Origin of the sequence: Salinispora sp. H7-4, from assembly GCF_013416675.1 — a bacterium.
Taxonomy (GTDB): domain Bacteria; phylum Actinomycetota; class Actinomycetes; order Mycobacteriales; family Micromonosporaceae; genus Micromonospora; species Micromonospora vitiensis.
Window position 1 is genome coordinate 479,909 of sequence record NZ_JABZED010000003.1, and the last position, 13,114, is coordinate 493,022.

General features: G+C 71.5%; 12 protein-coding genes. 1 reads left to right on the plus strand and 11 read right to left on the minus strand.

What is annotated here, in order from left to right; all coding sequences use genetic code 11:
- Positions 1-18 precede the first annotated feature (18 nt).
- The 7 genes from ung to glmS form a co-directional block, all read right to left on the minus strand.
- Positions 19-720: a uracil-DNA glycosylase gene (gene ung, locus H0524_RS04135; protein WP_180197446.1), complete on the minus strand. Its 702-nt coding sequence runs from the start codon at positions 718-720 to the stop codon at positions 19-21.
- A gap of 151 nt (positions 721-871) precedes the next feature.
- The gene (tsaE, locus tag H0524_RS04140) at positions 872-1,381 is read right to left on the minus strand and encodes a tRNA (adenosine(37)-N6)-threonylcarbamoyltransferase complex ATPase subunit type 1 TsaE (protein ID WP_180197447.1); all 510 of its coding nucleotides are present in this window, start codon (positions 1,379-1,381) and stop codon (positions 872-874) included.
- Positions 1,378-2,472, minus strand: coding sequence for an alpha/beta fold hydrolase (locus H0524_RS04145; protein WP_180197448.1), 1,095 nt, complete (start codon positions 2,470-2,472; stop codon positions 1,378-1,380). Before H0524_RS04145 ends, tsaE begins: the two co-directional genes overlap by 4 nt.
- On the minus strand, positions 2,469-3,587 hold the full coding sequence (alr, locus tag H0524_RS04150) for an alanine racemase (protein WP_018726203.1): 1,119 nt from the start codon (positions 3,585-3,587) through the stop codon (positions 2,469-2,471). The genes H0524_RS04145 and alr overlap by 4 nt, the downstream gene beginning before the upstream one ends.
- Before the next feature lie 21 nt (positions 3,588-3,608).
- On the minus strand, positions 3,609-5,114 hold the full coding sequence (locus tag H0524_RS04155; protein WP_180197449.1) for an NAD(P)H-hydrate dehydratase: 1,506 nt from the start codon (positions 5,112-5,114) through the stop codon (positions 3,609-3,611).
- Positions 5,115-5,159: 45 nt separating this feature from the next.
- Positions 5,160-5,528, minus strand: coding sequence for a holo-ACP synthase (locus tag H0524_RS04160; protein WP_018222629.1), 369 nt, complete (start codon positions 5,526-5,528; stop codon positions 5,160-5,162).
- Positions 5,529-5,655: 127 nt separating this feature from the next.
- Positions 5,656-7,569 carry a glutamine--fructose-6-phosphate transaminase (isomerizing) gene (gene glmS / locus H0524_RS04165; protein WP_180197450.1) on the minus strand — a complete coding sequence of 638 codons (1,914 nt, stop codon included), beginning with the start codon at positions 7,567-7,569 and terminating at the stop codon, positions 5,656-5,658.
- A gap of 162 nt (positions 7,570-7,731) precedes the next feature.
- Here glmS and H0524_RS04170 point away from each other — a divergent pair, with 162 nt between their 5' ends.
- Positions 7,732-8,919, plus strand: a complete 1,188-nt coding sequence (locus tag H0524_RS04170) for a pyridoxal phosphate-dependent aminotransferase (protein ID WP_180197451.1) — start codon at positions 7,732-7,734, stop codon at positions 8,917-8,919.
- A 43-nt stretch (positions 8,920-8,962) separates the two neighbouring features.
- Here H0524_RS04170 and glmM read toward each other — a convergent pair whose 3' ends face one another.
- From glmM to H0524_RS04190, 4 genes are all read right to left on the minus strand, one after another.
- Positions 8,963-10,318 carry a phosphoglucosamine mutase gene (glmM, locus tag H0524_RS04175; RefSeq protein ID WP_180197452.1) on the minus strand — a complete coding sequence of 452 codons (1,356 nt, stop codon included), beginning with the start codon at positions 10,316-10,318 and terminating at the stop codon, positions 8,963-8,965.
- A gap of 114 nt (positions 10,319-10,432) precedes the next feature.
- On the minus strand, positions 10,433-10,897 hold the full coding sequence (rpsI, locus tag H0524_RS04180) for a 30S ribosomal protein S9 (protein ID WP_180197453.1): 465 nt from the start codon (positions 10,895-10,897) through the stop codon (positions 10,433-10,435).
- Between the two features lie 20 nt (positions 10,898-10,917).
- Entirely contained in the window at positions 10,918-11,361 is a 444-nt protein-coding gene (gene rplM / locus H0524_RS04185; protein WP_018217015.1) for a 50S ribosomal protein L13, read from the minus strand.
- Between the two features lie 241 nt (positions 11,362-11,602).
- The gene (locus tag H0524_RS04190) at positions 11,603-12,970 is read right to left on the minus strand and encodes a NarK family nitrate/nitrite MFS transporter (protein WP_180197454.1); all 1,368 of its coding nucleotides are present in this window, start codon (positions 12,968-12,970) and stop codon (positions 11,603-11,605) included.
- Positions 12,971-13,114: the final 144 nt, after the last annotated feature.

Here is a 13,114-nt window from a genome sequence, read left to right on the forward strand (position 1 = left end):
CCCACCCCGGCAGAGTGATCAGGCGGCGGCGCGTTCCCAGTCGATCGTCGGCAGACCGGCGTCGGCGAGCGCCTTGTTGGCCGCGCTGAACGGGCGGCTGCCCAGGAACCCCCGCGGGTTCATCGGGCTGGGGTGTCCCGCCTCCAGCACCACGTGGCTCGGATTTGTCACCAACACCGCCTTCTTCCGGGCATAACCGCCCCAGAGCAAGAAGACCACCCGGTGCTGCACCGCGTTCAACGCCCGAATCGTCGCGTTGGTGAACTCCTCCCAGCCGCGGTTGGCGTGGGAGCCGGGGCTGGCCTCGCGGACCGTCAGCACCGAGTTGAGCAGCAGCACACCCTGCGCGGCCCAGCCGCCCAGATTTCCACCGGCCGGCCGCGGCACCCCCAGATCGGCGCCCAACTCCTTGAAGACGTTGCGCAGTGAGGGCGGCGTCGGCACCCCGGGGCGGACGCTGAAGCTCAGCCCGTGCGCCTGCCCGGCCCGGTGATAGGGATCCTGGCCGAGGATCACCACCCGGGTCTCCGTCGGCGGGCAGAGCCGGTAGGCCGAGAAGAGGTCCGCCACGGGCGGAAAGACGGTCTGGGTGGCGTACTCCTGCGCGACGAAACCGGCAAGCTCAGCCGTGCGGGCCGGGTCGAGCTGCGGGGCGAGCACGGACCGCCACCCCGACGGCAGCAGGGCCAGCAGATCCAGGGTGGGTGCGTCGTCGGGCATCAGCGGCCTTTCCGGTCGGGGCGTCCCGCGCACTCTAGTCGCCGGCTCCGACAGCACCGGCCACCTCCCCGCGCCACCGGGCGCGGCCTCCGGGTCGCCACCTCAACCCAGCCAGGACGGCCCACCTCCCGTACGGGACCGGTCGACCGGGTCAGCTGTCGATGAATCCGGGCGTGCCGGTCAACCGCGCACTCCAGTCGCCACCGACCGGTTCCAGATCGACCAACCGGGTGTCGTCGTCCCGGCGGTCGATCCGAACCCACAGGTGCGCCGCGACGAGCTGCTCGGCGAGCCCCTCGCCCCACTCGACCACGGTCACCGCCTCGTCCACCGACGCGTCCAGGTCCAGGTCGTCAAGCTCGGCACGGGGGTCGCTCGCAGCACCCAGGCGGTACGCGTCGGCGTGCACGAGGGGCACCGAGCCGCCCCGAACCGGATCGGGTTGGTGTACCCGCGCGATCACGAAGGTGGGGGAGGTGACCGCCCCGGCCACCCCAAGACCGGCACCGATGCCCTGGGTGAGGGCCGTCTTGCCGGCACCGAGGGGACCCGTCAGCAGCAGCAGGTCCCCCGCCCGGAGGAGGCCGGCCAGCTGGCGGCCGAAGGCGTGCGTGTCGGCGACGGTCGGCAGGGTGAATCGGATCGGCCTTCCGGGGTTCACAGCTCCTCCAGGAACCGGGTCAACGCCGCGTTCACCTCGTCGGCGTGCTCCAACATCACCACATGCCCACTGTCGGGAATCTTGACGAATTCGGCGTGCGGCAGCCGGCGGACGATCTCCTCCGAGTGCGCCACCGGGGTGATCATGTCTTTCTCCCCCACCAGTACCAGCACCGGCGCGCTGGTGAGCGCCGCCAACGCCGGAAACCGGGAGTGGGTGGCGAGCGTTCGCAGGTAGCGGGTGACGGTGTCGGCGGAGGTCCGGGAGTTCATCTCCTCGACGTAGGAGACCAGAGCCGGGCTGGGGTGACCGGTGCCGAAGCCATACCGGCGGGTGAGCAACCAGGCCACGTTGGAGGTGGACCGACGCGCTCGGTCGATCACCGGGCTCCCGTAGCGGGCGGCGTTGCTCATCAGGTGCAGCACCGGCGGACCGACCCGCCCCAGCAGTGCCGGGGCGACCAGCTTGGTCTCGGCGAGCAGGCCGCCGGAGGTGGCCAGCAGCACGGTGCCCACCACCCGGTCTCCGAACAGCTCCGGGAAGAGTTCCGCGAACGCCATGATGGTCATGCCACCCATCGAGTGGCCGACCAGCACCAGCGGGCCCTCCGGCGCGGTCTGGTCGAGCACCGCGCGCAACGTCCGACCGAGTGCGGTCAGGTCGTACTCGCCGGTTTCCAGCCGGCCGGAACGCCCGTGCCCCGGCTGGTCGTACGCCACGATCCGGTGCTCACCCCGGGCGGCGAGCAGCTTGCGCTGGAAGTGGAAGGTCCCCTGGTCCAGGCAGAACCCGTGCACCAGCACGATGGTGGGGTTCCCGGTGACCGGCCGGGTCGGCTCGACCACCTCCACGTGGATGTCGGTGCCGTCCGGCATCTCCACCCGCAACGCCTCGTCGAACCGCCGCTCGCCGAAGTCCTCGCCGGCGTACCGGTCGGTGGGGTCGGCCTTCAGCCGACGGACCAGAGCGCGTTCGGTCGCGACGCCGGCGACGAGACCGGCGGCCGCGACACCGACGGCGGCCAGCGCGCCGATCGCCGCCCGGGGGTGGCTGGCCCGGGGCATCGGAACCCGGAACCGGGACGCCGTCACGGACGCTCGCCGTCGTAGCAGCGGGGCACCCGGGTGCTGCCGAAGCGGGTGACGATCTCGTAGTTGATCGTGCCGACCGCCTCGGCCCAGTCGTCGGCGGTGGGCTCCCCGTTCCGGCCGGCGCCGAAGAGGGTGGCCACGTCTCCCGGCGCGACCGGATCGTCGCCGCAGTCGAGCACGAACTGGTCCATGCAGACCCGGCCGGAGATGGTCCGCCGAACGCCACCGAGCTGCACCGGGCCGCTGTTGGACGCGGCCCGGGGGACCCCGTCGGCGTACCCGAGTGGAATCACGGCGAGGTTGCTCGCCCGTTCGGTGGTGTACGTGTGGCCGTAGGAGACCCCGGACCCCGCCGGGACCTGCTTGGTGAGCATGACGCGGGCCCGGGCGGTCATCGCCGGTCGCAGGCCGAATCGCTCTCCGGCCACCGGCGAGAGCCCGTAGACGGCCAGCCCGGGACGGACCAGGTCAAAGTGGGCGTCCGGCCGGGTCAGCGTGGCCGCCGAGTTGGCCAGATGGCGGTAGCGCGGGCGTAGCCCCGCCTGCTCCACCATGCTCAACCCCTCGTGGAAGACGGCAAGCTGCCGGTCGGTGGTCGGGTGTCCGGGAGCGTCGGCGTACACGAAGTGGCTCCACACCCCCACCACCTCGACCGCGCCGTCAGCCTGCGCCTTCGCCGCGGCATCGAGCAGCTCCGGCCACTGCGAGACGGTCGCGCCACCCCGGGACAGCCCAGTGTCGATCTTGAGGTGCAGCCGGGCGGGACGCCCGGCCACCCGGCCCGCCTCGACCATCTCGTCGAGCTGCGGCACGCTGGCCGCGCCGAGATCAATACCGGCCAGCACCCCTTCGTGCAACGGCAGGCCCGGCGCGAGCAGCCAGGCCAGGATCGGCACGGTGATCCCAGCCCGGCGCAGGGTGAGCGCCTCGTCGAGGGTGCAGACACCGAGCCAGTCGGCACCACCATCCAGCGCGGCGTGGGCGGCCGGGACCATGCCATGGCCGTACCCGTCCCCCTTGACCACCGCCATCAACTCGGCGGCGCTACCGGAGCGCAACCAACTCACGTTCTCACGGATCGCGTCAAGGTCGACGCGTACCTCGGCCTGCCACATGCCCCCAGCCTACTGAGTTGATCAGGAATTGGCCCCGGCCCAGGTCGATCCACCGATCCACCCGAGCCCGGCCAGCACCGGGCGCAGGGCGACGGCGACATCGGGCGAGGCCACCGGGCCGCCCCGCGCCGCCTCCCGGCCGGCGAGCCCGTGCAGGTAGGCCGCCGCGGCGGCAGCCCGCTCCGGTGCGAGCCCCGCGGCCAGCAACGAGCCGAGCAGCCCGGCCAGCACGTCGCCGGTACCGCCGGTGGCCAGGGCCGCGGTCCCGGTCTGGTTGACATAGGCCCGGCCGTCGGGCGTGCCGATCACCGTCCGGTCGCCCTTGAGTAACACCACGGCGTTCAGCCGGGCAGCCAGGTGCAACGCGGCAGCGACCCGGTCGTCGCCCGGAGCCCCACCGGCGAGCCGGGCGAACTCCCGGTCATGCGGGGTGACCACGACCGGGGCGTCCCGACCCCGGAATTGGTCGGCGAGGGAGCCCGCAGCGATCAGGGTCAACGCGTCCGCGTCGAGCACCACCGGCACCGGTGCCGCGAGCACCGCCCGCAGCTCACCCGCCGCCTCGTCACCGGTACCCAGCCCGGAACCGCACACCCACGCCTGCACCCGACCGGCCTCGGCGACCCGGTCGGTGGCGATCACCGACGGGTGTTGGCGCAACACCTCCGCCCGGGCGCTGCCGGCGTAGCGGACCAGGCCGGTCGGGCCGGCCAACGCACCGGCCACCGAGAGCACCGCCGCGCCGGGGTAGCCGGCCGAGCCGGTGGCGAGACCGACCACGCCCCGGCTGTACTTCTCGGCCGCCGGTCCGGGTCGGGGCCACCAGTCGGTCACATCCGCCCCCTCGGTGACCTGCAGCGCCGCAGTGCCACGCAGCCAGGGCTCCAGCCCGATGTCGACCAACTCCACCTGGCCGGCCAACGGCGCCGCCGCGCCCACGACCAGCGCCGGCTTCAGGGCGCCGAAGGTCACCGTGACGTCGGCGTGGATCGCCGACGGCTGACCAGCCGCGGTCAGCGGCACCTGCCCGGTGTCGACCGAGACCCCACTCGGCACGTCCACCGCGACCACTGTCGCCCGGCCACCGGACCGCCCGCGACACTGCGCGAGGCCCGCCGCGAGCTGCGCCGCCGGTGCCCGGAGCCCACCGCTGCCACCGATCCCGACGATGCCGTCGAGCACCAGGTCCACCCGGGCCGGCGGGCGGTCAACCAGCCGGCCGCCGGCGGCCCGGAACGCCGCCAACGCCTCGGCGTGCGCCCGGCCGGGAGTCAGCAACAGGGCCGACACCGCCGCCCCGCGCCGGGCCAGCCGGGCGCCGGCGAAGAGCGTGTCGCCGCCGTTGTCGCCCGAGCCAACCAGCAGCAGCACCGGGGCGCCGTAGACACCACCCCGGTCGGCGAGGAGCAGCGCACAGCGGCGGGCGAGCCCCGCGGCGGCCCGCTGCATCAGCGTCCCGGGCGGGAGCGTCGCCAGCAAGCCCGCCTCAGCGGCGCGTATGTCCGCCACCCGCCACACCGGTCTCATCCCACTCCGTCCCCGTGCCCGACCCGACGCCGGGCACGCCACCGATCAGCGTTCCGCGACCACCATGGCCGACGCGATGCCCCCGTCGTGCGACAGCGACAGGTGCCACCGGTTGGCCCCCCGCTCGACTGCCGCCGCCGCGACCGTGCCGGAGACGGTCAACCACGGCCGGCCATCCGGATCCGGCACGATCTCGCAGTCATGCCAGCTCAGCCCGCTCGGCGCACCGAGCGCCTTGGCCACCGCCTCCTTCGCCGCGAAGCGGGCGGCGAGCGACTCGGGCGAACGGGCGTTTCCAGAACTGGTGTACCGCTCGGCTTCGGTGAAGAGCCGGTCGGCGAGCAGCGGCGTCCGGGTCAGCGCACGCGCGAACCGCTCCACCAGGACCACGTCGATGCCGACCCCGACGATCATGCGCCCACCCTACCGGCGCGGTTCCCCGCGCATGCTGCCGTTGCCGCCACTCGCGACACCCCACCGGGCCGCGGTGCATGGCCACGTCGGCCGGCGGGCCCACCGCATTCCCGGCGACCCCCGGTACTCACTCGACGGTGACGGACTTCGCCAGGTTGCGGGGCTGGTCAACATCGTGGCCCCGGGCGGCGGCGATCTCCGCGGCGAAAACCTGCAACGACACGGTGGTCACCAGCGGCGCGAGCAGGGTCGGCGTACGCGGCACGTAGACCAGGTGGTCGGCGTACCGGACGACGGACTCGTCCCCCTCCTCCGCGATCACGATGGTCCGGGCACCCCGGGCCCGCACCTCCTGGATATTGGAGACGATCTTGTCGTGCAGCATGCCGCGACCGATCGGCGACGGCACGATGCAGATCACCGGCGTGCCCTCGTCAATGAGCGAGATCGGTCCGTGCTTCAGCTCGCCCGCGGCGAAGCCCTCGGCGTGCATGTACGCCAGTTCCTTGAGCTTCAGGGCGCCCTCCAGGGCTACCGGGTAACCGACGTGCCGACCGACGAAGAGCACGGTCGACTCGGACTTCAGCTCCCGGGCCAGCTCGCGTACCGGCTCGATCCGCCCCAGCAACTCGCGCAGCTTGCCCGGAACGTCCTGCAGCTGGGACACCACCGCGGCGACCTCGTCGGCGAACTTGATCCCGCGCACCTGGGCCAGGTGCAGGCCGATCAGGTAGCAGGCGACGAGCTGGGTCAGGAACGCCTTGGTGGAGGCGACCGCGACCTCCGGCCCACCGTGGGTGTAGAGGACCGCGTCGGACTCCCGCGGAATGGTGGAGCCGTTGGTGTTGCAGATCGCCAGGACGCGCGCCTTCTGGTCCTTGGCGTGCCGCAGCGCCATCAGGGTGTCCATCGTCTCGCCGGACTGCGAGATCACCACGATGAGAGTGGACCGGTCGAGCACCGGGTCGCGGTAGCGAAACTCGCTGGCCAGCTCCACCTCGCAGGGGATCCTGGTCCAGTGCTCGATCGCGTACTTGGCCACCATTCCGGCGTGGTACGAGGTACCGCAGGCGACGATGAAGATCTTGTCCACGTCGCGCAGGTCCTGGTCGCTGAGGCGAACCTCGTCGAGCATGATCTCACCGGTCTCGGTGAGCCGGCCCAGCAGCGTGTCGGCGACGGCCTGCGGCTGCTCCGCGATCTCCTTGAGCATGAACCAGTCGTAACCGCCCTTCTCCGCGGCGGAGGAGTCCCAGTCGATGTGGAAGTCCCGGCCGGTAGCGGGCTGGCCGGCGAAGTCGGTGATCTCGATGCTGTCGGCGGTGATCAGGACGATCTGATCCTGACCCAGCTCGATCGCTTCGCGGGTGTGCTCGATGAACGCCGCGACGTCGCTCGCCAGGTAGTTCTCGCCGTCGCCTCGGCCGACGACCAGGGGCGAGTTACGCCGCGCGCCGACCACCGCACCCGGAACACCGGCGTCCACGGCGAGCAGGGTGAAGGCGCCCTCCAGGCGCTGACAGACGACCCGCATGCCGGCGGCGAGCAGCTGCGGCCCCTCCGGATGCCCGGCGGAACGCAGGTCGGCGAGGGCCCCGGCGAGCAGGTGGGCGGTGCACTCGGTGTCGGTGTCGCTGCCGAACTGGACCCCGTCGGCCTCCAACTCGGCGCGCAGCTTCGCGAAGTTCTCGATGATGCCGTTGTGGATCACCGCAACCCGTCCGTCCGGGGAGAGGTGCGGGTGGGCATTGCGGTCGGTGGGGCCGCCGTGGGTGGCCCAACGGGTGTGGCCGATTCCGGTGACCCCATCCCCGATCCCGATCGGGGATGCGGCACAGGCCTCCGGATCGCGCGCGGACCGCTCGGCGAGGACCTTCTCCAGGTTGGCCAGCTTGCCGGCCTTCTTCTCCGCCAGCAGCTCATCCGCGCAGATGATGGCGACGCCGGCCGAGTCGTAGCCGCGGTACTCCAGCCGTCGCAGCCCATCGAGCACAATGCCGAGCGCCGGCCGCGCACCGGCGTAACCCACGATTCCACACATGGGTGGCAGCCTAACCCAGTTTCACTCATCCGGAGTGCTCGAAAGGCGGGTAAACAAGCATCTGCCTTGAGCGAAAGGTGCGAGTGGCTACCGAGCGTCACGAAGAACGATCGGCGACCGCGGCGGGTTGAACCGACACGGACAGTCCGTAGGCTGACAGACGTGACGACCGCCCATGTCGATGCCCTGGTAGCCCGAATGCGCCCCTTCGGGACGACGATCTTCGCCGAGATGTCCGCCCTCGCCAGCCGTACCGGGGCGGTCAATCTCGGGCAGGGCTTCCCGGACAGCGACGGTCCACCCGAGATGTTGGCGGCCGCGGCGGAGGCGCTGCGCGGCGGACAGAACCAGTACCCGCCCGGGCCCGGCATCCCCGCCCTCCGCGCCGCCGTGGCCGCACACCAGCAACGGTTCTGGGGCCTGGAATACGACCCCGATGGCGAGATCGTGGTGACCGCGGGCGCCACCGAGGCGATCGCGGCGGCGATCCTGGGCCTCTGCGAGCCCGGCGACGAGGTGGTCTGCTTCGAGCCCTACTACGACTCGTACGCCGCCTCGATCGCGCTCGCCGGCGCCCGTCGACGCCCCGTGACGTTGCGCCCCGGAGCAGCCAGCCGGTACGCGGTCGACCCGGACGAGCTGCGCGCCGCGTTCGGGCCGCGTACCCGGCTGGTGCTGCTGAACTCCCCGCACAACCCCACCGGCAAGGTCTTCACCCCCACCGAGCTGGCCCTGGTGGCCGAGCTGTGCCACGAGTACGACGCGTACGCGGTCACCGACGAGGTCTACGAACACCTCGCCTTCACCGATGCCGCCGCCGCCCACGTGCCTCTCGCCACGTTGCCCGGGATGCGGGCGCGGACGCTGCGGATCTCCTCAGCCGGCAAGACCTTCTCCTGCACCGGCTGGAAAGTCGGCTGGGCGAGTGGGCCGCCGTCGCTGGTGTCGGCGGTCCTGCGGGTCAAGCAGTTCCTCACCTTCGTCAACGCCGCGCCGTTGCAACCCGCGGTCGCGGTGGCGCTGGGCCTGGGCGAGCAGTACTTCACCGAGTTCCGGGCCGGGATGCAGGCCCGCCGGGACCAACTCGTCACCGGCCTCGCCGATGCCGGGTTCGGGGTCGGACCACCGGAGGGCACCTACTTCGTCACCGCCGACGTGACACCGCTCGGCGCCCGGGACGGGGTGGAGTTCTGTCGCGCGCTGCCGGAACGATGTGGCGTGGTCGCGGTACCGACCCAGGTCTTCTACGACGACTCGGAGGCCGGCCGGCGGCTGGTCCGGTTCGCCTTCTGTAAACGCCCGGAGGTCCTGGCCGAGGCCGTTACCCGGCTGCGGCAGCTGGCCTGGTGAGCGTGGCCCCGCCGGCACCCGTCGCCGGCGGGGCCACACCAGGTCAGCTGACCGGGCTGGCGGTGCGGACCTGCGCGGCGATCCGCTCGGCCACCGCCCGCGCCGTCGTCTCGGTACCGGCCTCCACCATCACCCGGACCAGTGGCTCGGTGCCCGAGGGACGCAGCAGGACCCGGCCGGCTTCGCCCAACTCGGCCTCGGCCCGCGCGACCTCGGCCCGCACCGTCGGAGCCGCCGCACCCACCGTACGGTCACCGACCGGCACGTTGATCAGCACCTGAGGCAGCGGAGTAACCACGGCTGCCAGCTCGGCCAGGGACTTGCCGGTCCCCGCCATCCGGGACATCAGGTGCAGGCCGGTCAGCACGCCGTCGCCGGTGGTCGCGTGGGCGGGCATCACGATGTGCCCGCTCTGCTCGCCACCGAGCGCCAGGCCGGAGGCGCGCAGCTCCGCCAACACGTACCGGTCACCGACCTTCGTCTCGACCAGCCGGATCCCCTCCCGCGACATGGCTATCCGCAGGCCGAGGTTACTCATCACGGTCGCCACCAGGGTGTCGCCGGTGAGCGTGCCGGCCTCCCGCATCGCCAGTGCGAGGATCGCCATCACCTGGTCGCCGTCCACCTCGTCACCGTCGGCGCTGACCGCCACGCAACGGTCCGCGTCGCCGTCATGGGCGATGCCCAGCTGCGCGCCGTGCTCGACGACGGCCTGCCGGAGCGCCGCCACGTGGTTGGAGCCGCACTCGTCGTTGATGTTGAGGCCGTCGGGTTCCGCGTGGATCGCGACCACCTCGGCGCCGGCCTCCCGGTACGCCGCCGGGGCCACCTCGGCGGCGGCGCCGTTGGCACAGTCCACCACGACCTTGATCCCGTCCAGCCGGTGTGGCACGGTGCCAACCAGGTGCTGCACGTAGTGGTCGGCACCGTCGAGCAGGTCGTGGACCCGACCGACCCCCGCCCCGACCGGACGCTCCCAGGCGGTCGTCGCGTTCGTCTCGACCGCCGTCTCGATCTTCATCTCGATCTCGTCCGGTAGCTTGTGCCCACCGGCGGCGAAGAGCTTGATGCCGTTGTCCGGCATGGGATTGTGCGAGGCGGAGAGCATCACCCCGATATCGGCCTTGGCCTCCGCGGTGAGGAACGCCACCGCCGGGGTCGGCAGGACGCCGACCCGTACGACGTTCGCGCCGGCACTGGTCAGCCCGGCCACCACCGCGGCTTCCAGCATCTCGCCGCTGGCCCGGGTGTCCCGGCCGACAACGGCCAGCGGGGGGTGGCTCCGGTCCGCCTCGGCGAGGGTGTGCGCGGCGGCGACCGCTACCGCGAGCCCCAACTCGGGCGTGAGATCCGCGTTCGCCCGTCCCCGTACCCCGTCCGTGCCGAACAACCGACCCATTCCCGCCAAACCTCCGATGCGACTGCCGATGGTGAAAAACGGGAACGGCCGGACCACCTCCGTTCGCAGGAGGCGGTCCGGCCGTCCGTCAGAAGTACAACGAGCAGCTGATCGTCAGCGCTTCGAGTACTGAGGAGCCTTACGGGCCTTCTTGAGGCCGTACTTCTTGCTCTCCTTGACCCGCGCGTCCCGGGTCAGGAAGCCGGCCTTCTTGAGCGCCGGACGGTCGTCCGGCTCGCTGGTGATCAGCGCGCGGGCGATGGCCAGCCGGAGCGCACCGGCCTGACCGGTGGTGCCGCCGCCCCGCAGGTTCGCGATGACGTCGAACTGCTCCGCCTTCTCGGTGGTGACCAGCGGGTCCTTGATCAGCTGCTGGTGCACCTTGCTCGGGAAGTACGCCTCAAGGTCGCGGCCGTTGCAGGTGATCTTGCCCGTGCCCGGGACGATACGGACCCGGACGATGGCCTCCTTGCGGCGACCCACGGTCTGGATCGGCCGGTCACCAAGGGGCGCGCGGACGACGGGCGCCAGCGCCTCGGCGGCCTCGGGGGCGACCTCGGTGGCGATGATGTCGGTCATGCTGCTTCCTTCGCCCGCGCTCACTGCGCGATCTGCTTGATCTCGAACGGCACTGGCTGCTGCGCGCCGTGCGGGTGCTCGGCACCGGCGTAGACCTTCAGCTTCTTGATCAGCTTCCGGCCCAGCTTGTTGTGCGGGAGCATGCCCTTCACGGCCAGCTCAACGGCCCGCTCGGGGCGCTTGGTCAGCAGCTCGTCGTAACCGACCTGCTTGAGGCCGCCGGGGTAACCGGAGTGCCGGTAGGCGATTTTCTGCTGCCGCTTGTTACCGGTCAGCGCGACCTTGCCGGCGTTCACGATGACGACAAAGTCGCCCGTGTCGACGTGCGGCGCGAAAGTCGGCTTGTGCTTGCCGCGCAGCAGCGTGGCGGCATGGGTGGCCAAGCGGCCCAGCACGACATCAGAGGCGTCGATAACGTGCCACTGACGCTCGATCTCACCCGGCTTCGGGCTGTACGTACGCACAGGTTTACCTTGTCTCGTCGTCGGTCTGGGGCCTGCGCACCGGGTGACCATGACTTTCGGCCGAGCCAGCGCGCACGAACGACCAAGCGCACCTCAGACGGCACGCCCCTAGATGTCGCACAACAGCAGGTAACGATACCCAACGCCGGGCCAGCCGGCAAAACGGGGTCCGGCCGGCCCGGCGGGCCGGGCCGGGGCCGGCCGGTTTCCCACCCACGGCACCGGTCGACGATGATCGAAATCACACCCGAGCCGAGGCCAGCCGGGCCCCCGGGCGCAGGTACACCGCCCACGTCAGCACGGTCAACAGCAGGAAGAAGCCGACATAGAACCACAGCGCGGGCTGGATGCTGCCGTACGCCGACTTCGCCCACGCGTAGCAGATCGGGACCAGGAAGCCGCCGAAGGCGCCGATCGCGGAGATGATCCCGAGCGCCCCGGCCGCCTGCCGGCGCATGGCCCGCATGATCTCCGGCGAACCGCCGAGTTCCTCCCCCCGCACCTGGAAGATCCGCGAGATCATCCGGTACGTCGATCCGTTGCCAACCCCGGTGGCCACGAACAACAGCATGAAGGCCAGGAAGAAGAGCTCCAGCCACCGCTCCCGTACCGACCACAGCGCCAGGTACGCACCGCCGGTCATCAACACGAAGCTGGCCACGGTGACCCGGGCGCCACCGATGGCATCGGCGAGACGACCACCGAAGGGCCGGCAGAGTGAGCCCACCGCCGCACCGAGGAACGCCCAGGACAGCGCGATGTCGGGCCGGCCGAAGACCCCGTTGAGCAGCGTCGGGAAGGCCGCCGAGTAGCCGATGAAGGAGCCGAACGTGCCGACGTACAGCAGCGACATGATCCAGGTGTTCCGGTCCCGCAGCGAAGACCAGACCGGCCCCACGTCCGCCTTGGCCTCGACCAGGTTGTCCATGAACAGGTAGGCACAGACCGCCGCGATCACCGCGAGTGGGAGGTACATCAGACCGGCCCGGGCCAGCGCGAGGCCACCGCCGAGCACGATCACCTGCGGCACCAGGAACTGCACGACGGCGACCCCGATGTTGCCGCCCGCCGCATTCAGCCCAAGTGCCCACCCCTTCTCCCGCTCCGGGTAGAAGAACGAGATGTTCGCCATGCTGGAGGCGAAGTTCCCGCCGCCGAACCCGGCCGTGGCCGCGATCAGCAGCAGCGGCACGAAGCCGATCTCCGGGTGCTGCACCGCCCAGGCCAACCCGGCAGCCGGAATGATCAGCAGCAGGGCGGAGATCACGGTCCAGTTCCGCCCACCGAAGATCGGCACCGCGAAGGTGTACGGCAGTCGTAACAACGCGCCGACGCCGCTGGGCACGGCGGTCAGCCAGAGCGCCTGGCTGGTGGTGAGCGTCCAGCCGACATCGCCCAGCCGGACCACCACGATGCTCCAGAGCAGCCAGACGGAGAACCCGATGTGCTCGGCGAAGATCGAATAGATGAGATTGCGCCGGGCGACAGCCCGGCCGACGGTCTGCCAGAAGCGCTCGTCCTCCGGATCCCAGTGGCCGATCCAGCGGCCCCGGCCGCGGTGCAGGTCGACCTCCTCCGCGGTGGTCGTCGCGGGCACGCTCGTCGTCATCAGGCGCTCCTTCCGGCCGGGCCGTCCTGGCCCGCCGGCCGCACCGGTTGTTCGGTGTCGAGCGGGCCCGGCTGGAACCTAGGAAGCCGGCGTTACCGCAGCGTTCGTCGCCGGATTCGGGGAGGCAACGGTGCGCGCACCGAG

Coding starts and splice junctions, on each gene's coding strand:
- H0524_RS04190 (WP_180197454.1), bottom strand. CDS start 12,970: ATGACGACGAGCGTGCCCGCGACGACCACCGCGGAGGAGGTCGACCTG.
- glmS (WP_180197450.1), bottom strand. CDS start 7,569: ATGTGTGGAATCGTGGGTTACGCCGGTGCGCGGCCGGCGCTCGGCATT.
- glmM (WP_180197452.1), bottom strand. CDS start 10,318: ATGGGTCGGTTGTTCGGCACGGACGGGGTACGGGGACGGGCGAACGCG.
- rpsI (WP_180197453.1), bottom strand. CDS start 10,897: ATGACCGACATCATCGCCACCGAGGTCGCCCCCGAGGCCGCCGAGGCG.
- alr (WP_018726203.1), bottom strand. CDS start 3,587: ATGTGGCAGGCCGAGGTACGCGTCGACCTTGACGCGATCCGTGAGAAC.
- H0524_RS04160 (WP_018222629.1), bottom strand. CDS start 5,528: ATGATCGTCGGGGTCGGCATCGACGTGGTCCTGGTGGAGCGGTTCGCG.
- H0524_RS04155 (WP_180197449.1), bottom strand. CDS start 5,114: ATGAGACCGGTGTGGCGGGTGGCGGACATACGCGCCGCTGAGGCGGGC.
- ung (WP_180197446.1), bottom strand. CDS start 720: ATGCCCGACGACGCACCCACCCTGGATCTGCTGGCCCTGCTGCCGTCG.